16 protein-coding genes and 1 pseudogene are annotated in these 20,189 nt (G+C 37.9%); 1 reads left to right on the forward strand and 16 read right to left on the reverse strand.

Annotation, left to right across the window (positions count from 1 at the left end):
* Nucleotides 1-19: 19 nt before the first annotated feature.
* The 6 genes from LLS04_RS01815 to LLS04_RS01840 all read right to left on the reverse strand — a co-directional run bounded on the left by LLS04_RS01815 (nt 20) and on the right by LLS04_RS01840 (nt 6,745).
* The gene (locus tag LLS04_RS01815) at nt 20-187 is read right to left on the reverse strand and encodes a DUF6903 family protein (RefSeq protein ID WP_164762396.1); all 168 of its coding nucleotides are present in this window, start codon (nt 185-187) and stop codon (nt 20-22) included.
* On the reverse strand, nt 159-2,345 hold the full coding sequence (gene gnpA, locus LLS04_RS01820; protein WP_323611610.1) for a 1,3-beta-galactosyl-N-acetylhexosamine phosphorylase: 2,187 nt from the start codon (nt 2,343-2,345) through the stop codon (nt 159-161). Before gnpA ends, LLS04_RS01815 begins: the two co-directional genes overlap by 29 nt.
* Before the next feature lie 9 nt (nt 2,346-2,354).
* Entirely contained in the window at nt 2,355-3,236 is an 882-nt protein-coding gene (locus LLS04_RS01825) for a carbohydrate ABC transporter permease (RefSeq protein WP_323611611.1), read from the reverse strand.
* 8 nt (nt 3,237-3,244) lie between these two features.
* Nucleotides 3,245-4,141: a carbohydrate ABC transporter permease gene (locus tag LLS04_RS01830; protein WP_323611612.1), complete on the reverse strand. Its 897-nt coding sequence runs from the start codon at nt 4,139-4,141 to the stop codon at nt 3,245-3,247.
* An 86-nt stretch (nt 4,142-4,227) separates the two neighbouring features.
* Nucleotides 4,228-5,544, reverse strand: coding sequence for a carbohydrate ABC transporter substrate-binding protein (locus LLS04_RS01835; RefSeq protein ID WP_323611613.1), 1,317 nt, complete (start codon nt 5,542-5,544; stop codon nt 4,228-4,230).
* Nucleotides 5,545-5,671: 127 nt separating this feature from the next.
* Entirely contained in the window at nt 5,672-6,745 is a 1,074-nt protein-coding gene (locus LLS04_RS01840; RefSeq protein ID WP_323611614.1) for a phosphotransferase enzyme family protein, read from the reverse strand.
* A 130-nt stretch (nt 6,746-6,875) separates the two neighbouring features.
* Here LLS04_RS01840 and LLS04_RS01845 point away from each other — a divergent pair, with 130 nt between their 5' ends.
* Nucleotides 6,876-7,709 carry a helix-turn-helix transcriptional regulator gene (locus tag LLS04_RS01845; protein ID WP_323611615.1) on the forward strand — a complete coding sequence of 278 codons (834 nt, stop codon included), beginning with the start codon at nt 6,876-6,878 and terminating at the stop codon, nt 7,707-7,709.
* 33 nt (nt 7,710-7,742) lie between these two features.
* On the opposite strand, the gene LLS04_RS01850 is transcribed toward LLS04_RS01845, so the two are convergent.
* The 10 genes and pseudogenes from LLS04_RS01850 to LLS04_RS01895 form a co-directional block, all read right to left on the reverse strand.
* Nucleotides 7,743-8,639, reverse strand: coding sequence for a LysR family transcriptional regulator (locus LLS04_RS01850; protein ID WP_323611616.1), 897 nt, complete (start codon nt 8,637-8,639; stop codon nt 7,743-7,745).
* 15 nt (nt 8,640-8,654) lie between these two features.
* Nucleotides 8,655-9,710, reverse strand: a complete 1,056-nt coding sequence (buk, locus tag LLS04_RS01855) for a butyrate kinase (RefSeq protein ID WP_323611617.1) — start codon at nt 9,708-9,710, stop codon at nt 8,655-8,657.
* Nucleotides 9,710-10,606: a phosphate acyltransferase gene (locus LLS04_RS01860; RefSeq protein WP_323611618.1), complete on the reverse strand. Its 897-nt coding sequence runs from the start codon at nt 10,604-10,606 to the stop codon at nt 9,710-9,712. Before LLS04_RS01860 ends, buk begins: the two co-directional genes overlap by 1 nt.
* Nucleotides 10,607-11,659, reverse strand: a pseudogene (locus LLS04_RS01865) (PTS transporter subunit IIC). It lies immediately after the preceding gene.
* Nucleotides 11,660-11,667: 8 nt separating this feature from the next.
* The gene (gene lpdA / locus LLS04_RS01870; RefSeq protein ID WP_323611619.1) at nt 11,668-13,074 is read right to left on the reverse strand and encodes a dihydrolipoyl dehydrogenase; all 1,407 of its coding nucleotides are present in this window, start codon (nt 13,072-13,074) and stop codon (nt 11,668-11,670) included.
* Nucleotides 13,075-13,077: 3 nt separating this feature from the next.
* Complete coding sequence (locus LLS04_RS01875) at nt 13,078-14,322, reverse strand: dihydrolipoamide acetyltransferase family protein (RefSeq protein ID WP_323611620.1); 1,245 nt, start codon at nt 14,320-14,322, stop codon at nt 13,078-13,080.
* Nucleotides 14,323-14,331: 9 nt separating this feature from the next.
* Nucleotides 14,332-15,312 (reverse strand): alpha-ketoacid dehydrogenase subunit beta, encoded by a 981-nt coding sequence (locus LLS04_RS01880; protein ID WP_123171084.1) that lies wholly within the window; start codon nt 15,310-15,312, stop codon nt 14,332-14,334.
* Nucleotide 15,313: 1 nt separating this feature from the next.
* Nucleotides 15,314-16,411 (reverse strand): pyruvate dehydrogenase (acetyl-transferring) E1 component subunit alpha, encoded by a 1,098-nt coding sequence (pdhA, locus tag LLS04_RS01885; RefSeq protein ID WP_323611621.1) that lies wholly within the window; start codon nt 16,409-16,411, stop codon nt 15,314-15,316.
* Nucleotides 16,412-16,641: 230 nt separating this feature from the next.
* A complete protein-coding gene (locus LLS04_RS01890) occupies nt 16,642-18,405 on the reverse strand; it encodes an ABC transporter ATP-binding protein (RefSeq protein WP_323611622.1) in 1,764 nt (587 codons plus the stop codon).
* Nucleotides 18,392-20,134, reverse strand: coding sequence for an ABC transporter ATP-binding protein (locus LLS04_RS01895; RefSeq protein ID WP_323611623.1), 1,743 nt, complete (start codon nt 20,132-20,134; stop codon nt 18,392-18,394). The genes LLS04_RS01890 and LLS04_RS01895 overlap by 14 nt, the downstream gene beginning before the upstream one ends.
* Between the last annotated feature and the right edge of the window lie 55 nt (nt 20,135-20,189).

A 20,189-nucleotide genomic window follows, 5' to 3' on the forward strand; every position in this document is an offset into this window, starting at 1 on the left:
CAGGTGTTATTTTAATACTCTAAAGAAAACGTTTATTATATCGATAGAGCAAATACAGTAACATTCCCAAACCAATAATCATCATGAATAATGATTGCATTGAAATGGTTTTTTGGAAATGAATTACCATCCAAATACCCAAGATAAACACACCTACATTAATAAGACCATTCAACAGTTTCTTCATTGCGTTCACCCCACTTAATTTCCGATGGCTCAAGGGTTATCTCTTGCCCTTTACCTAAACCATCATAGAATATCGTTTTTTGCGTTTCATGCGTATTATTCAATAATGCTACTGATTGTGGATAAACATTCACTTCACAGTGTATATTGGAAGCGAAGTAACGTTTCATTTGATTTTCTTTATTCATCGCATAAAAAATTGATCGATATAGAATACGTGTGTTTTCAAAACTGTATGGAAGTCCTGAAAGATACACACCACGACCTCTACCAAATGATTTAGCTGCGATGGTTACGTTCTCATTATCCAACTTAATTATTTCAGTATCCGCAGTTCGAGCATACACATTATTTATAGCTTCCCCATAATTAAAGTCATTCTCAAGATCATGAGTAATAAAATGATCTGAAAGCACCTCTTTAAAATACTTATCTGTGGACAAGGTAAATCCGAGTTCCTTGTCTACACCTAGAACGTCATGAAGTTGGAAGAAATGTCCTCCTTTTTCAAAAGCACTCGGTTCCCCAACACCGATAAAACCATGTCCTTCGTAAACCCATTTTCGAATCATCGCTACAAATGCTGGGTCGTTCCAAACAACATCGCCTGAAAATGAAGTTTTCGCATCCCCTGCATTAATGAGCACATCAATTTCACTTGGTATACCCGATTTAATCTCATCAAAACTTAAAAAACGAACATCGACATCCATACCACTGAGCGACTCTAAAATTCCAATATAAGAGTAAATTTGTTTATAGTGTAATGCATGTGCAACCATAAAGTTTTGCCAACTACGAAGTGATCCCCAAGCACTCATAATTCCAATTGTTGCTTTAGTCATTGGCTTCACATTCTCTATCTTATCAATAATCCCTCTAAATTCATTGGCGGTTTTAGAGATGTAATCAACAAAATCAGGAAATTTATAGGCAAGACTTGGATACCCTCCGTAACCAATACGATTTAGGGGACTTCGCATTAACGCACGACGTGCTGATATCCAATTATCATTTGCTTCTTTTAAGATTGCTTCATCATTTCCTTCATAAAAAGTATCTGGGAAGAAATACGGTAAAAAGCGACCTTCAGTATACTTCACATGAGGAATGTCAGAAATAAGACGCAAGGTCATACCTCCACCAACACTTCCTACTACAGCATCGAGGCCGATTGTATGAAAATGTTTTCCATAGGGTTCCACTCCAATCCAGTTATCGCCTAAAAACATCATGGTTTCTTTACCGTATGAGTGAACCAAATCAACCATTGCTTTAGCTTGACGGGCTACAAACTGTTGTTGGAAGTCAATATAGTCTCTATACGCTTTTGTTGGAATGCAGAATGTCGAATTATAATATCCATTTCTGATAAAATCCTCAGCCGTTAAACGATAGCCACGCTCTTTTTCAAATGCTTCCAAAGCCCTTGGGGAAACACTTGAACCATAGCCAAACCAATCTACAAATTTTTCTTTTCGTTTATCATTAAAGCATAAAGTAAAGTGATAGTAGAATGTTGTAAAACGAATCACATCCGTTTTTGGATTGGTTTCGAGAAAGTTTTTAAGGGTATCCATCATAAATTTTTGAGAGTGTGGTTGTCGCACATCAAATGGTATTTCTTTTTCCCGATCTTTCCAATCGTTTGTGATGTAGTTATACATTTGGGTTGGATCCCAAATCATATAACAAAGGAAATTAACCGTATATTCATGAAACGGTTCTGCATTCTTAATCATGACAACATCACGGTCTGAATCAAAATCCCATTGCGTTCCATCAACTACTTCCTCACGTGTTCGATCGATAACTTGCCACCAAACTTTAGGATCGTGATCATAGTCTGGAGTAAGTTGTTCACGTAGATACCCTGTCATAAATGAAATTTCAAGATATCTTTCTACCGCTAGGTGGTAGTCACTCATCAAGAAGATTTGTTGTGCCTCCGTAATATGTTGTAACGCAAATTCATTCTGTCCACGTGCTACAAAATAAGTAGTATATATTTTCGCTTCAAGATTTTTTAAGTCATCATCTAATTTCGTTCCATCGCTATCACGCAAGGCATCAGCTCCCCAACGGTCCATTAAGTCCTTGGTTTCATCAAGGAAATTATTCTCACTAGGAAGTGTTACACGCCCTATATTCTTTTTCATATAAATCTCCTAATCTTTAACGCCACCCAAGGTCATCCCTTGAGTAAGCTTACTTTGTACAAATATATATAAGATAAGTGTTGGCAACATAACAATAACCAACCCCGCATAGAGAGGTCCAGGGTTTGCAGCCCCTCTTGCTGCCTGTTGTAAGTTTATTAATCCAACAGGTAATGTTTTTTGTGCTCCAGGCATTAACGTTAATGCAATGATATATTCATTCCAAAACGATAGAAAATTAAAGAGGATCGCCGTTACAATACTTGGCTTCGCCATAGGAATCATAATTTTTGTCATCGTCTGAAAATATGTACAACCATCAATTGAAGCGGCTTCTTCAAATGCCTTTGGTAATGTCTTAAAATATCCGGATAGAAGGTAAACCGTAAATGGAAGTGCAGTTGCCGCATAAACAACGGCTAGTGTAAAACGGTTATTAATAAATAAACTCATGTTTAAAACTGATTTACTGCCCTCATTCCATTTTAAAAGCATTAAAAAGATTGGTATCACGATGTAGTTTACGTTAATAAACAATCCGGCCATAAACAATCCATTAATTTGTTTCTTAAATTTAAAATCGAAACGCGCTAAAACATAGGCTGCAGGTAACGCAGTAATTAGCAGTAATACGATTCCTAAAACAGTTACATAAATAGAATTAAGAAAGTAGTCTCCCATCTTAGCTTCTTTGAATGCGACCACAAAATTATTAAAGTTCGGATTCTGTGGAAATTTCCATGGATTCATAAAGAACTCAGAAGGTTCTTTGAGCGAAGCAAGAAATACCCACCCGATTGGTACAATTATAGAAATGGTTAATGCGATTAGGACAACATAGATAAATAACTTATATGCTTTCTCAGCACTCATGCTCTTATGTTTTTTCATAAACCCTCCTACATCTGGATTGGATCGCGTTCAGTAATCTTATTCACAATTGCGGATAGTGCAAATGAAAATAAGAAAATCATGACCCCAATCGCCATTCCATATCCATATGAAGCATTATCGTATGCTTGTTTGTATAAATAACTTAGAAATACTTCACTTGATCCACCTGGTCCTCCACTGGTAAGCACCTTAACAAATAAGAAACTCATGTTAATGGTACTAATAATGAAGAACGTTAGGGTAGTTCGGAGATTCGACCAGATTAATGGTAGTGTGATTTGGAAGAATTGACGGGTTCGGGATGCCCCTTCAATTTTCGCTGACTCATACAAATGCTCTGGAATACTGCTAATACTTGCCATATACATTACCATGTAATAACCAATCGCTTGCCATATCATTGCCCCTGATACCGCATATAAGACAATATTTGGATCGCCTAGAAATTGAATGTTTTTCCATGTTTCCGGTTTAAATATTCGAATAACACTATTCAACAAACCACCCTGATCGACAGCATAGATTTGTGCGAAGATTGCGGAAATAATTGCTACGGATAGAATGTTAGGAATATAGAAGATAACTCTAAAGAATCCTTTTCCTTTTACATTTTCACGCACAAGAATGTTCGCAAACACAACTGCAAATCCAAACGTCACAATTGTCACAATGACAATGAGTAAAATGGAATTTTGAACTGCTTGAATAAATTTTAGATCTTGGAATAATATCTTAAAGTTATTTAATCCTACAAAGGTTTTAGTACTGGATAATCCACCCCATTTAAAAAGCGACATCATAAAGATATTTATCGTCGGATAAACCATAAAGATCCCAATTAGTACGAGTGCTGGGGTTAAGCATCCAATTACAAACCGTCTTTTTGCCTTTTTCTTATTCATATTACCACTCCATTTCAAGGCTTCTTAATAGAAGAGCGATAACACGTATGTCATCGCTCCTTAAACATCAAATACTTTATTGTTAATTATTGATATTTGGAAACTGCATCAAGAACTTCTTGATACCACTGATCTGCTGTTTTTTGGCCCGATACAACGTCATTAACGGTTCCGTATAAGATTCCATCTCCAGATGTTAAATCAACACCTTCTACCGGATCTTTTGCTGCAAAACCAACGCTAGAAGCAATAACACCACGACCATAAATTGCATAGAAATCTTTTGTTTGTTCATCAGTGATCAAGTCCGATGAACCTTTAACCGGTTGAATTGCATTTCCGTTATTCGCAAAGAGTTCAACGGCTTTATCGGAATAAACAAAGGTTAAGAATTCTTTTGCTAAGTCTACATTCTTCGCACCTTCTGGAATATACATTTCTTCCGCAAAGGTGGTTGCATAAGTAGCATCACCCTTTGTACGAACGGGCGCTGTTGTTAAGCCCCACTTAAATCCTTCAGCACGAGGTGCTTTTTCCATTTCTCCTGCTAACCAGGTACCGTTTGGAATAAAGAGTGCTTTATTATCTAAGATTAATTGTTGGTTCTTCGTAAATCCTTCACCGTTCGCTTGAGCAACAGTATCTGGATGTGTATATGTTAGAAGTTTTCCAACTAAATCAAAGGTCTCTTTAACTTGTGGATCTTTCCATGTTTCAAGATCATAATTCATAAGTTTTTCAAATTTTTCAGAACCTACCATATTATTTAAGAGTGATGAGAAAAATGCATCAAAATATCCTGTTGTTGGATAGGTAAATAATGCGATGTCTTCCGCTTTCGCAAGATCCCCTAAAGCAAACATTTCTTCCCATGTTTCTGGAACGGTCCACCCTTTTTCTGTAAATAACGTTTGGTTATAGAAGAGTCCTGTTGGAGCATAAAATACAGGTGCTAGATAGGTCTTTCCATCTCCATATGGACTTGTACGCATCGTGTTTTGAACACCGACATTAATTTTGTCCTTTAGTTTTACGGATTCTCCAAACACATTCATATCCATAATATCGGAAATTTCCATAATTTTCTTTTCCGAGATCATTGTATCTGTAAGTTTACCTTCTGAACCAATCGCAAGGTAAATCACATCGGGAACATCCCCTGATTGAATTTGTGGACGTAGTACTTCTGCGATGTTTTTTTCAAGTACTAATTCTACTTTAGTACCGTCACCTTTTGCTTCTTCGAAAGCTTCCACAACTTTCTTAAAGCCTTCAGTACCGTATCCGCTGTTTAATCCCGCTACTTTTAAAACTTTACCCTCATTGGATGTAGTATCATTTTTTTCTCCACATCCGGTTAGGATAAGCAATGCAGTAAGGCAAATTACTAACATTTTTTTCATTTAAAGTTCCTCCCTGATACTCTTATTATAAATTAATGTAAGCGTTTAATCTTTCATGATATTGTTCTTAACTAATGATATCTTGCTGTTTATAATTTTTTTATGATTTTTCATAGTTTGATTTATATTATAAGCAATATGCACTCGCGATGGCCTGCATATCCGTCCATGAATCTTCCATATCACTTACCAATTTAAGCTGTGTTCGTGTTCGAGCTAAGTTATGCATTGAATCCGTCGTTTTGAAGTAAACGTCCCCTTCAAGATAATCTGTTAAAAAACGCATACCACATTCTAATGTCATCATTTTCGCTCCTACAGGAAACAGTTCTATTTCTAGATTCGTCAGACTTCCTTGAGCCCCTTCAATAAATCCTGTTACGTAAGCACGGTATAGATCGAGATCAAAGTGAACCTTGCTTAAATCACGTTCATCTTCAAGTGCTGTGGAGGCCCCAAATCGAATCGAATCCCCAAAGTCATCTAAGGCAAATCCTGGCATAACAGTATCCAAATCAATGACACAAACTCCCTCACCACTATCCGCATCTAATAAAACATTATTCAGCTTTGTGTCATTATGGGTAACTTTTAGTTTCAATGAACCCTTATCATATAAATCCCATAGTGTATTCATAAACGATTCTCGTTCTAAGATAAACTGAATCTCGGCTTCACACGTATGGCTACGATTCATCACATCGTTACTTACTGCTTTTTTAAACTGCTCGAATCGTTTAGGTGTATGATGGAAATCTTCGATTGTACTGTGCAATGATGACACAGGAAAGTCTGATAACATATATTGAAAATTTCCAAATGCACGACCACTTTCATAAAAATCTTTTGCTTCTAAAACAAGATCATACGAAATAGTATTTTGTATAAAACGATACACACGCCAGTAGTTACCACCTTCATCCACTGCATAATCACTTTGGTCTAATGTAGGTATTAACGTAAGCGATTCTCTTGAGGAATCCCCTTCTTGTATATTTATTTTATCTTGAATAAATCGTGTCACCCGACCTATATTCTCCATCAACAACTCTGGTTTCTTGAATACATGTGTATTAATTCTTTGCAGGATATATACATCGTTTAGTGTATCAACCCGATAAGTGTCATTTATATGCCCATTTCCATAGAGCTCACAACTTACAATATCCCCATCCAGTTGAAATTGATTCAGTATTTTCATAACATACCTCCTATGTCATTATTATGACAATACATAAGGAATTAAAGCAATCGTGATATTGTTACTATCTTATGATATCTTGTTTAATTTCTAAATAAATAATATACTTTAATTACTGTAGGGGGTACTTATGGAAACGAAACATGATCTCACAAAACGTCTTAACCGACTAAAATTACTCTATATCGATAGTTCGCGCTTTGATTCAGATTGGCATTCAACGCTTCACTCTCATCCGTTTTCAGAGTTGATGTACGTTGTACGAGGTAGCGGCTATTTTCGCTTCGCAGATAATCTTAAACTTCCTATAAACGCAGATGATCCAATCATCATTAATCCTAATGTCTTGCACACAGAATGTAGTGATGCGGAAGGCGGGCTGGAGTATATTGTTTTAGGTATTGACGGCGTCGAATTTTCAATGGAACAAAATGAACATCCTGGGGTTTCGATTCATAATTACGAAGATTATAAACACGAAATCTTATTCTATATTAAGGCCATTTTGGAGGCCGGAAAGTCACATGATGAAATGTCTGAGCTTATTGTGGATAACCTATTGCGTGTATTAGTTTTAAATACAATGCGTCGCACTACATCACTGCTCGATGTTGAGACATCCAAAAGCGGTGAAAATAAGGATTGTATCTTCTTAGAACACTACCTCAATCTTCATTATCGTGAGAATATAACCCTTGATCGCCTTGCATCACTCACCTATTTAAATAAGTTTTACTTGTCACATATATTCAAGGAACAAACCGGTCTCTCTCCAATCGATTACCTCTTACGAAAACGTATGATTGAAGCTAAAAAGCTTCTCGTGAATACAGACTTATCGATTACGCAAATATCTGATATTGTAGGTTTTAGATCCCCTTCCTATTTTTCTCAATTTTTTAAAAATGTGGAATCCATGTCACCAAGTACGTATCGAAAAAGACATATTTCTACGCCCAAGTAAAAAAACGAACCCAAGATAACCTGGGTTCGTTTTTTAATGATTCACCATAAGTTCTTCATATAAATTTTGAAATATTGCGTACTCATCCACATTCGTTTTATCGTAATTAATTACAAGTTGAAGATGGAAACGACTGATCTCATCATCCAACTCAATCCATTCCACATCATCTCGTGCAATAATGTGTTGGAGATCGACAGGAAGTATTGTAACTGAACCATATGCAGCGACATGTTCTAGAACAACTTCCCAGTTATCATTACGATAATTTATTGCAGGTATAAACCCGAGTTCTTTGCAACGACGCGGTACTTCTTGACCGATTGCATAAGCATCTGACACTAATGCAAACGATTCCGTCATAATATCCCGGAGCGTTAGGCGCTCACAGTTAGCTAGTGGATGATCCGTAGCCACCACCACACCAACATCATAGTAATATCCTTCCAGTCTCTTTGCATTCTCTTCAAGCTTTGAGTAGTAAATAGGTTCTGAAATTAAGGCTGCATCCAATTTATCTTGGATAAGCATATCTTGAATTTCCTTGGAACCTCGTTGGACAAAATTTAATTCTACTTGTGGATATTTGCCGACATATCCTTGAAACTGATCCATGTAGTTAATGGAAGAAAGTATGGTAAGCCCAAATCGTATTTTACGACGAATGCGTTGTGCTTCTGACTTCATCAATCGATCTAATCGATTAAGATGTGCCACAACATCTTTCGCACCATCGTAAAACACTTGGCCGCTCTCCGTTACACTGACTCCGGTTTGAGTACGCTCAATGAGCTGCGTCTCAAGTTTTGCTTCCAGTTGTTTGATGTTCCAACTGAGGGCAGGTTGTGTCATGTGTAAGGTTTTTGCGGCAGCAGTAAAACTCCCTGCTTCAATAACAGCAATAAAGTATTTCAACTCTCTAATTTCCATAGTTACCTCTTAATTCTATTCGAAATAATGAGTGGTTTCGAGTTTATGAAATGCTCTTAATCCTCCCGAAGCAAGTGCTTCAAGTTCAAATTCTCCCGGATAAATCGCAACCGGTGCAATAAACGATACACGTTCTTCAATCCAATTCATCATGCGATTCGAACGTGCAAATCCCCCACTGATCGCGATACTATCAACCTTACCTTCGAGCACGGTACTCAGTGTACCAATACTTTTCGCAATTTGATAAGCCATTGCTTCTAAAACGAGCGCTGCTTCATCATGACCCTCTTCAATCATTGCTTCGACACTTCGGACATCGTTGGTCTCAAAATATGAGATAAGACCACCTTGATGACGGGTTAGTTTTGTAACCGCTTCCTTGTCATTATTATAGCATAGATTCATAAAGGGGCGTAAGGGTAAACCACCACTTCGTTCAGGTGAAAAGGCACCTTCATCATCACCAACTAGATCGATCATGCGACCTTGTTTGTGTGCTGTGACGGTAATACCACTTCCAGCATGGACAACAATCATGTTGAGTTTGTTATAAGGAGTTTGAAGGGATTTCGCGTGTTCTATGGCAACAGCACGCGAATTTAACATGTGTCCAATACTTTTACGTTCAATACCCTTTAACCCAGATATACGCGCTATCGGATCCATTTGATCGACGGAGATCGGATCGTAAATATACGCCGTACAGTTTTCTGCTTGATCTACAAATTTCTGAGCGATCGAAGCACCTAAGTTTGCAGGGTGAATGACTTCTGCTTTATGTAAGAGGTAATCAATGAGTGTGTCTGTAACTGCAATTGCTCCAGCTTCAACCGGTGGCAAAATACCGCCACGCCCTACTGCAATTTCAACTTTTTTTGGATCGAATCCATGTTCAACCAATGCATCATAAATTGAAGCATAACGATCTTCCAATTGATCCTCTAATTTGTGATAACCTTCTACTTTTTCTAAAGGTATTTTTAGGTCATCACGCATTAATTCTTCTTCGTCATTAAATAACGCGAATTTTGTTGAGCTCGCTCCAGGATTGATGGCTAGAATATACATTATAAGTCTCCTTTCGCAATCGAACACGCAAGTAAGATTGAGTTGATTTTTTCATCACGATTTGAACCGCGAGATGTAAGGATTATTGGTACTTTCGCACCTTGAATTACACCAGCCATCTTTCCATCGGTGAATAGTGTTCCAACTTTACCCAAAATATTTCCACTTATAATATCTGGGGTAATAAGAATGTTGGCATCACCTTGGATACGACCATCCCATTTTTTAATCTCTGCAGCATGTTTCGATACTGCAAGATCTAAAGATATTGGTCCTTCCACAATTGCATGTTCCCACTCTCGCTGACTTAGGGTTTCTGAATCAACGGAGGATTGAATATGAGGATTGGTATGCTCCGCAGCATCTAATAAGGCCACTTTTGGCTCTTCAATCCCTAAAGCATGAGCAAGTTGAATACTGTTTTCGATGATTCCTATCTTTTGATCGAAATTAGGCGTTGGGATCATGCCCCCATCACTCATAATATACATTGTTTCTTTGAATGGGATTTCCACAAGCGCAACGTGTGATAGCACTTTTTGCTCGCGAATCCCTGTTTCGCGTTTCACGACCGCAGATAGTAAATCGCTGGTTTGAATTAAACCTTTCATGATGAGATCGACTTCTCCTGCTTTCGCAAGTGCAACTGCTTTTTGAGCGGCTTCACGAGGCTTGTCACAATGAATAATTTCATAATTCACCGCAAGATTGTGTTCACGAATTACGTCTTGAATTGCTTCTTTGTTTCCCAGAAGAATTGGTTTTATATACCCACGTTCTTCCATATCGATAACTGCTTCGAGCGTATTAACTTCATCCGCACATACAAGCGCAAGACGCTTTTGCGTCATGCGTTCTCGTACTAAACGTGCCTCCAATTCTACAAAATTTTTCATTTATTGTACCTCAATATGATAATCATCCACTGCGACAATAGGTTTTACTTCCGTAAAGACTTTTCTAAATACAATCGCAAGTCCAATCGGCATTACCATAAAAGCAAGCACAGCATTGAGGATGTTACCTAAAGTCCATCCACCCGCAAGGTTAATCGCATTGATGGGTCCAATAAGTCCACTAATCCCAAATCCTGCTGACATTGGAGTTCCTTGTTGGTTAAGTAAAACAACCACAATAGCACTTAAGGCTGCATTACATAAAACTGGAATCATAATCTTCGGTTTTTTCATAACATTAGGCATTGCCATTTTTGGCGAACCTAACATTAAAGCAATTTTTGTTCCAAGTTCATTCGATTTCCAACCTGTAATCGCAAGTCCAAATGCAGCTGCACAGATTCCCACATTAGCTGCTGCTGATCAGACACCGGATAAGTTAACTGCGAGTGCTATCCCAACTATAGAGAGTGGGGATACAATCATCATCGCAAAGATCATGGATACCAGTATGGACATGAGAAGCGGTTGAAGTTGAAGAAGGTTACTGATTAAATGTGCCATAGCACCGGTAATCATCTGTACATATGGAAGTGTAATCATTCCTAAACCACCTGCAACAATTAATACTAAAGTTGGTGTTAATAACATCGCATAAGCTTTAAATTTGTCTGCAACCGCAAGAATTAAGATAACCGCAAACGTAGCAGTAAGAGCCATATTAATGATGTCACCACTGCCTTTAAGCATAAACGTTCCATCTTCCGCAAGTTTCCATCCACCGGAGGCAAATGCGGTTGCCATTCCTACGGATGCGGTTTGAATCGGTGTAAACTTAAACATCATCGAAACAGCCACACCAATTACAACACCCATTAAAATCATTCCAAACGATGTTGCCGTTAAAACAAATTGACCTTGTGGAAAAATGGGTAAAAGTGCTTTAAAAATCTCATTAAGCAAGGCCCCTGGAATCAACACAACAACAGATCCAATAGCCACCCCATTTAGTATCTTCATTCCGAATCCTTTATCAAATATTTTTTTCATCATGACCCTTTCTAGAGATGGATGGGATAACCCAGAGCCAATTCTGCTGTATCCATTATCATTTCCGATAAACTAGGATGTGTATGAATTATTAACGATACATCCTCAACCGTTAATTGGGATTCAATAGCCATTGTAAGTTCCGCAAGTAACTCACTTGCTTGTGCTCCTACAATTTCAGCCCCTAAAATAAATCCTGTTTCAGTTTCTACTGTAAGACGAACAAATCCTTGAGTATCATTCATGGATAATGCACGACCATTTGCGGCGTAAGGGAATTTAAATGCTTTCGCTTGAATGCCTTGAGCTTTTGCTTCTGTCGCATTCATCCCCACAACTGCAATTTCAGGATTGGTATAACTTACTGATGGAATTACGGTATAGTCAAATCCAGCTGTTTGTCCGGCAATAACTTCCGCAACCACTTTCGCTTCGTAGCTTGCTTTGTGTGCAAGCGCAGGACCCGGGATGATATCACCGATAGCATAAATATGAGCCACGTTAGTAAGTCCTTGATCGTTTACTTCAAGAAGTCCACGTTGGCCAACTGTGACCCCTGCATACTCAAGTCCTAAATCATCTGTATTGGGTCTACGACCAACCGTTACCAAGACATATTCAGATTGATGTGTAACGGACTTACCATCTTGACTGTAAGTGATTGTTACGGTATCATTTTCAACTTTAGCCGATTCAGCCTTCACATTCGTATGGATTGTGACATTTTTTTGTTTAAATTGATCCACAACATTTGCACTTAAATCTTTTTCGAAGAGCGGTAAAATATTCGGTGCCCCTTCAAGGATCGTAACTTCAGTTCCTAAATTTGCGAATACACCGGCAAGTTCACAGCCAATATAACCACCACCTACGATGGTTAATGATTTTGGTACTTCATCAAGATTTAGTGCTCCTATAGAGTCTAAAATTCGTTTCCCAAACTTAAAACCTGGAATTTCAATCGGTCTACTTCCTGTAGCGATGATGACATCTTTAAACGAAAATGTTTGAACATCCATGTCATTTACAACACGAATTTTATCTTCGGACATAAAGTGTGCTTCACCCTTAACAATTTCGATTTTGTTTTTCTTTAAAAGGGCACCAATGCCTGAAGTTAAGGTCTTCACAACTTCCTGGTCTTTCCAAGTTTTTGCTTGTTTCATATCGAAACTTGTTTTACCATAGCTTAAACCAAATGGTGTTTTTGTTTGTGTTTTTGCATATTCACTGCTTGCATGGATCATAGCTTTTGAAGGAATACATCCAACATTAAGACATGCGCCACCGATTTCATCACGTTCGATGATAGTAACTTTTTTTCCAAGTTGAGCAGCACGGATGGCTGCGACATAGCCACCCGGTCCACTTCCAATAACAATGACATCTGCTTGTTTCGCGAAATCTCCAACTACCATTTCTTACCCCTCCAATACAAGCTTATTAGGGTCGCTTAGAACTTTTTTAAGTTCATCTAAAGCATGCTGTGCTTCAACACCATCAATAATACGGTGATCGAAGGTAAAGGATAGTTTCATAAATGGTGCGATTGCGACAGTCATGTCTTCCGTAACATACGGTTCCATTTCAATCTTCGCTGTTCCTAAAATCCCCACTTCAGGAGCATTAATAATTGGTGTTGAATAAACACCGTCGGCTGACATTCCACCAACATTTGTGATTGTGAATGAACCATCACGCATCGCATCCATTGGCAGTTTTCCTTCTTGAGCTAAACGTGCATTTGTTTCAATTTCTTTTGAAATCTCAAAGAGATTTTTTGTATCTGCATTTTTAATATTTGGTACATAAAGTCCTGCGTCGGTATTCGTAGCGACTCCGATATTGATTGCATCACGGTAGATGATCTCACCTTTTTCTGCATCAACCATCGCATTGAAGATTGGATATTTCTTCAACATCGTTACGGCTGCTTTCACAAAATATGCTGTATACGTTAAACGTGCACCTTCTGCTTTCGCATAGTCTTTATACATATCACGGTGTTCCACCAACTTCGATACATTAATATTAGTAAATACCGTAACACGTGGGATGGATGATGTGGAATGAACCATTGCTTGCATTGTTGCTTTACGCATTGGTGTCATTTTTTCACGACGTAAGCCATCTGTACCCACTGTTTGTACCGGAGCTTTCACAACTTCTTTTGGTGTTGTTACTTGTGGCGTTGCCACTTCAACTGCTTCTCCAGTAAAGTTATCAATATCTTCTTTTGTAACGGTATTATGTTTTCCTGTTGGCGTTACAAGTGCGATATCAATCCCTTTTTCTCGTGCATATTTACGAACTGAAGGAATTGCGCGTGCTTTCCCTTGACTAACAACTGGTGCTACTTTTGTTTCTACTTCTGTTTTTTCTTCGATTTGGGTCTCTTCTTGCTTCGCATCTTTTGGTACGTCAGAAGCATCTACTTCAATTTCAACGAGAGTATCTCCAACTTTTGCTACAACCCCTGCTTCTACAAGAACTTTTTTTATGGTTCCCTTTACAGGTGATGGTACTTCGATTGTTGTTTTATCATTTTGGACTTCAAAGAGTGGATCGTCTGTTTTGATGACATCCCCCTCTTTAACATGCCAAAGTAAAATTTCACTTTCGGTGATTCCTTCACCGAGATCGGGTAAATTAAATTTATAATTCATGAGTTCCTCCTAATATTCTTGAACTAATTTGCGTGCTGATGTAACGATATCCTGTGCATTTGGTAACCAAATTTGCTCAATTTGTGGCAATGGATATGTTGTATCCGGTGCTGTTACACGTGATACAGGTGCTACAAGGTCTAAGAAGAAACGCTCACTGATTTCAGACATAACATGGCTTGCTACCCCTGCAATACGTTGCGCTTCTTGAACAACCAATACACGTCCTGTTTTTGAAACAGATGTTCCGATTGTTTCCATATCTAAAGGTGCAATAGTACGAAGGTCTACAACTTCAACACTAATGCCTTCTTCCGCAAGGATGTCCGCAGCTTTACGTGCTTCCACCACCATTGCTCCGTAAGAAACAATCGAGATATCTGTTCCTTCACGAACGATATTTGCTTTATCAAGCGGTACTTCATAAATTCCTTCGGGTACTTCTACCTTCTCACCACGATACAATTTCAAGTGTTCAAGGAACAACACTGGGTCATTACTTTTAATGGATGAAATTAAAAGTCCTTTCGCATCATAAGGGTTTGATGGAACAACAACACGCATCCCAGGCATTTGCGCAATCATTCCCTCATAACTATCTGAGTGAATTTCAGGAGTTGCAACACCACCACCGTAAGGACTACGAATCGTAATCGGTGCAAATAATTGACCTTCAGTACGGTAACGCATACGAGCCATTTGGTTGGTAATGGAGTCAATCGCTTCTGTAATAAATCCAAAGAATTGAATTTCAGGTAGCGGTCTAAACCCTTCTACACCTAAACCAATTGAGAGTCCCAAGATTCCTGATTCCGCAAGCGGTGTATCAAAGACACGGTCTTCACCAAATTTTGCTTGAAGACCATCGGTAGCACGGAAAACCCCTCCGTTTTTCCCAACATCTTCTCCAAAAATTAAAACCTTTTCATCATGTTCAAGCATTACTTCAAGTCCATCAGTAATTGCTTCTACCATATTTTTAACAGCCATCTTATGCGTTCTCCTTTTCTACATAAAGATCATATTGTTCTTTAATTGAAGGTGGCATCACTTCATACATATTTGCCAAGTATTCTGATATTTTTTGTTTTGGAAGTTTACGTGATGCATCCAATGCATCTTTAACTTCAATTTGTGTTTTCTCAATAATTGCTGCTTCTTGTTCTTCAGACCAAAGTCCTTTTTCAGTTAAGAATTTACGCATACGAATCAATTGATCCTTCGGTAACCATGATTCTACAAGTTCGTTTTCACGGTAACGACGTGGATCATCACTTAATGTATGAGGTCCATAACGGAATGTTAAGAACTCAAGAAGTACGGGTCCATTTCCTGCTACTGCATACTCACGTGCAGCTTTCGTTGCAGCATAGACTGCGAAAGGATCCATACCATCTACGAAGAGATGTGCAATTCCAACCCCAATCCCTTTTTGAGAGAGTGTTGCGGATTTTGTTTGGAAACTACGAGGTACTGAAATACCAAATCCATTATTTTGAGCGATAAAGATAACGGGTGCATCATAAACACCTGCAAAGTTTAATCCCTCATAGAAGTCCCCTTGTGATGTTCCTCCATCACCAATATAAGTCATTGCGACATTTTCTTTTTTGTTTTTCTTAAGACCTAAACCAACCCCTGCAGCTTGAATAATCTGTGCTCCAATAATAACTTGAGGTGGGAATGCTTTGATTGAATGATCATATGCGAATCCATCTGTATGACCGTTATACCAGTTCATTGCTTGTCGTGTTTCAATACCATGACGAATCAATGGTGGAACATCACGATACGTTGGTAACAACCAGTCTCCCTCTTGTAATGCATATTGACTGATTAGTTGTGCCGCTTCTTGTCCTTCAGTTGGCGGTAAGTTTCCAATAATTCCTTGACGACTCAGGATGCTTACACGATTGTTGTATTCGCGTCCCCAAACCATCACCTCCATCATTTCTACCATCTGTTCATCTGTTAACTCTGGAAAGTAATCTTTATTGACGATTTTCCCATTCTCGTCCATAATTTGGAACAACTTCGGCTCCGTATTGGTTTCTTTTAGAATCTTCTTGTAATCTATTACTTTTGTCATATTGTGCCCTTTCTATGTTTTGACATCTTCCCGGTGTCGGGATGATCAAAAATAAATATACAAAGAATGATAGCGCTATCATTTCTTGACTTCATTATAGGACGATAACGCAAAGCCTACCAATACAACGTTTTTATGCCTATAAAATAATTTTATACCACTACAAAATATAATTTATAGACATAAAAAAAGACTGCTGACATTCGTCAACAGTCTCAAAACTAAAGTTCTTATTCTTCGTTATCTGCAAACTGACTGTTATAAAGATCGGCATAAAAACCACCTTTACTCATCAATTCATCATGATTTCCCATTTCAATAATATTCCCATCTTTAACAACAAGAATTTTATCGGCATTTTTAATGGTTGAAAGACGGTGCGCAATCACAAAACTTGTGCGACCTTTCATTAATTCAGCCATCGCTTCTTGAATCATTGCATCGAGTCGTGTATCAACAGAACTGGTCGCTTCATCAAGAATTAAGATTTTCGGATCACTTAACAGTGCTCGTGCAATCGTAATTAATTGTTTTTCTCCATTTGAGATATTTGAAGACTCTTCATTTAATACCATGTCATAACCATTTGGTAAGGTTGTGATAAAGTGGTGCACATTGGTTCGTTTCGCTGCATCGATGATTTCTTCATCGGTTGCATCCGGTTTACCATAGGCAATATTTTCTTTAATTTTTCCACTAAAGAGCCATGTGTCCTGAAGGACCATTCCAAACAGTGAACGAAGATCGTCACGTTTCATATCACGAATGTCGACACCATCAATTTTGATTGATCCATCATTTACATCATAGAAACGCATGAGTAGGTTGATAATCGTAGTCTTCCCAGCACCTGTTGGTCCGACAATCGCAACCATTTCTCCAGGCTTAATTTCGACGGATAAATCTTGAATCACTGGTTTTTCACCGTATCCAAAATAGACATTTTCAAACGAAACTGAGCCTTCATAGTCATCTATTTCAACGGGATTTTCAATATCGTAAACATCATCCGGTTCTTCCAAATATTCAAAGACACGATCCATTGCCGCAATTGATGCTTGAATGGTTGGAGCCATTTGCGTAATTTGGGATAAGGGTTGGTTTACTTGCCAGATATAACGAATAAAGGCTTGTAAAGCTCCTACAGCCATAGCACCTTCAATAATACGAATAGCACCCATATAAACAGCAAGTGCAATCGCAATATAAGTAATCATCGAAACACTTGGTGTCATTAACCCTGAGAAAAAGTTTGCTTTAAATCCGTTTTCACACAATTCTTCGTTAGCTTTACGGAAATCAGCGGTCGCATTTTCTTGATAGTTATAAAGTTTAATTTCATTAAAACCCGTAAATTTTTCTTGAACTACCGAGAACATGTTTCCTAAAACTTCTTGTTGTCGAGTAAAGAGTACTTGTGAACGTTTCATAATAAAACGCGCAACAAGAATACTTAGCGGAATAATCGCAATCCCAACAAGAGCCATTGTAAAGTCAATGGAAATCATAAGGATTACCGCAAAGATAATTCCAAGCACAGCCATGACAACTTGCGAAAAGGATTGCTGGAGAGCACCTGATAAAGCTTCAATATCCGTAGACATACGTGCCATCAAATCCCCTGCAGAATGTTTATCAAAATAACTTACAGGGAGACGCTCCATTTTCTTCTTCACTTCCATACGCATATCATAAACTGCTGATTGAATAGCATCTGAAATTAAGTATTGAAGAAATAAACGTGATAATGCATTGGTAACATAAATTACAAATAGAATACTAATGATACGAATAATCACATCAAATTGAATGTGCGCACCCGCAACATTTAAACTAATATCTTTCACATCACTTGCAAGTTGCGTTGTCACAAATCCTTCAATCATTGGTGCAGCAGCCGTTAAGACAGCAGCAACAAGAAGACATAAGACCGCTCCTGTAAGTTTGAGTTTATAAGGCTTTAGAAAACGCCAGAGTTTTTTATAACTTTTCATACTTTGCCATCTCCTTTTCACTGAATTGAGACTCTGCAATTTGAATGTAAATTGGACAATTCTTGATTAATTCTAAATGAGTCCCTTGTCCAACAATTTTTCCTTCATTTAATACAATAATACGGTCTGCATCCACAATTGAACTAATGCGCTGTGCGACAACCAACATAATTGCATCTTTTGTTTCTTCTTTTAAGTTCTTTCGAATTAAAGCATCGGTCTTATAATCAAGCGCTGAGAAGCTATCGTCAAAGATATAAATCTCAGGTTTACGTACAAGTGCACGCGCAATGCTTAGACGTTGTTTTTGTCCACCAGATACGTTTGATCCACCTTCGCTAATCCATTCATTATATTTATCCGGTTTTTGTTCAATGAAGTCCTTAGCAGATGCAAGTTCTGCACTCTCTTCAACTTCATGATCATCTGCAGATTCTTTCCCATAACGAATATTTTGAGAAATACTACCGCTAAACAAGAGTGATTTTTGTGGAATAAACCCTACTTTATAACGTAAGGCATAAAGATCCCATTCACGCACATCAACACCATTCACCAAGACACGACCTTTAGTCACATCATAAAAACGAACGATAAGATTAATCAGAGTTGATTTCCCTGAACCCGTAGAACCAATAAAGGCTATAGTTTCACCTTTTTTAGCACTAAAATTTAGATTTTCTAAAACATTCGCTTCACCATCTGGATATGCGAAATCAACATGATCAAAGACAATTGACGTTTCTTCAGAGCCTTCATGTACGCCATTTTCTGGATTTTTAATAATTGGTTCTGTATTTAAAATTTCTTCAATACGACGTGCACTTACAGCAGCACGAGGATACATGATAAATACAACTGAGAACAATAGTAATGAGAATAAAGCATGGAATTGATATTCTAAGAAGGCAACAATCGAACCCACTTCCAAAGTTCCTGCTTCAACCATTCCTGATGCTGTCCACATAATGGTTAGTACTGATAATTCCAGAATAAAGAAGAACAGTGGTTCTGCCCGTGACATAACACGGAATAGTTTTTTAGATACATCTGCATAGTCTTTATTAATTTTTTGGAAACGTGCTGTTTCATGTTTATCCTTACGGAATGCACGAATAACACGCACACCGGTAATATTCTCACGGGTAACACGATTTAGTGTATCCATAAGTTTTTGTTGTTTTCGACTTAAGGGTCCAGATAATTTACCAACAATTCCTACTACGATTAGAATAAAAGGAACACTTCCCGCCATCACAAGCGCAAGACGTTGATTGGTACGATAAATCATTACCGAACTGAATAAAATCATAAAGGGTGCATGCAGCCCCATACGTAATAACATTTGAACAAATAATTGTAATTGGTATACATCATTAGAAACACGTGTAATTAAAGATGATACCCCGATTTCATTATACTCAGAGTGTGAAAATTCTTGAGATTTTTCAAACATATCGTTACGAATATCGCGAGTGATACGTGTAGCAATACGACTCGACGTATAGTTAAGTAAGATTGTCCCCAAACCTCCAAGAATGGCAACTCCAAGGAGCAAGAAACCTTGGCTCTTAATTAAGTCCATATTCTGTGTACCCACACCCTCATTAATCATGGTTCCCATGATTGTTGGTATTCCCAACTCAACAAGCGCAAAGGCCAGAATTGCGACAATATTTAATAGAAATAACATCTTATATTTCTTTAAATATCTAATAATTAATCTCATAGTTTTACCTCCTGTACATTTTTTTGCAACTGAACTATAATAAGGTATAAGGTAA

It is taken from the genome of Erysipelothrix enhydrae, from assembly GCF_035066605.1.
Lineage (GTDB): Bacteria > Bacillota_I > Bacilli_A > Erysipelotrichales > Erysipelotrichaceae > Erysipelothrix > Erysipelothrix amsterdamensis.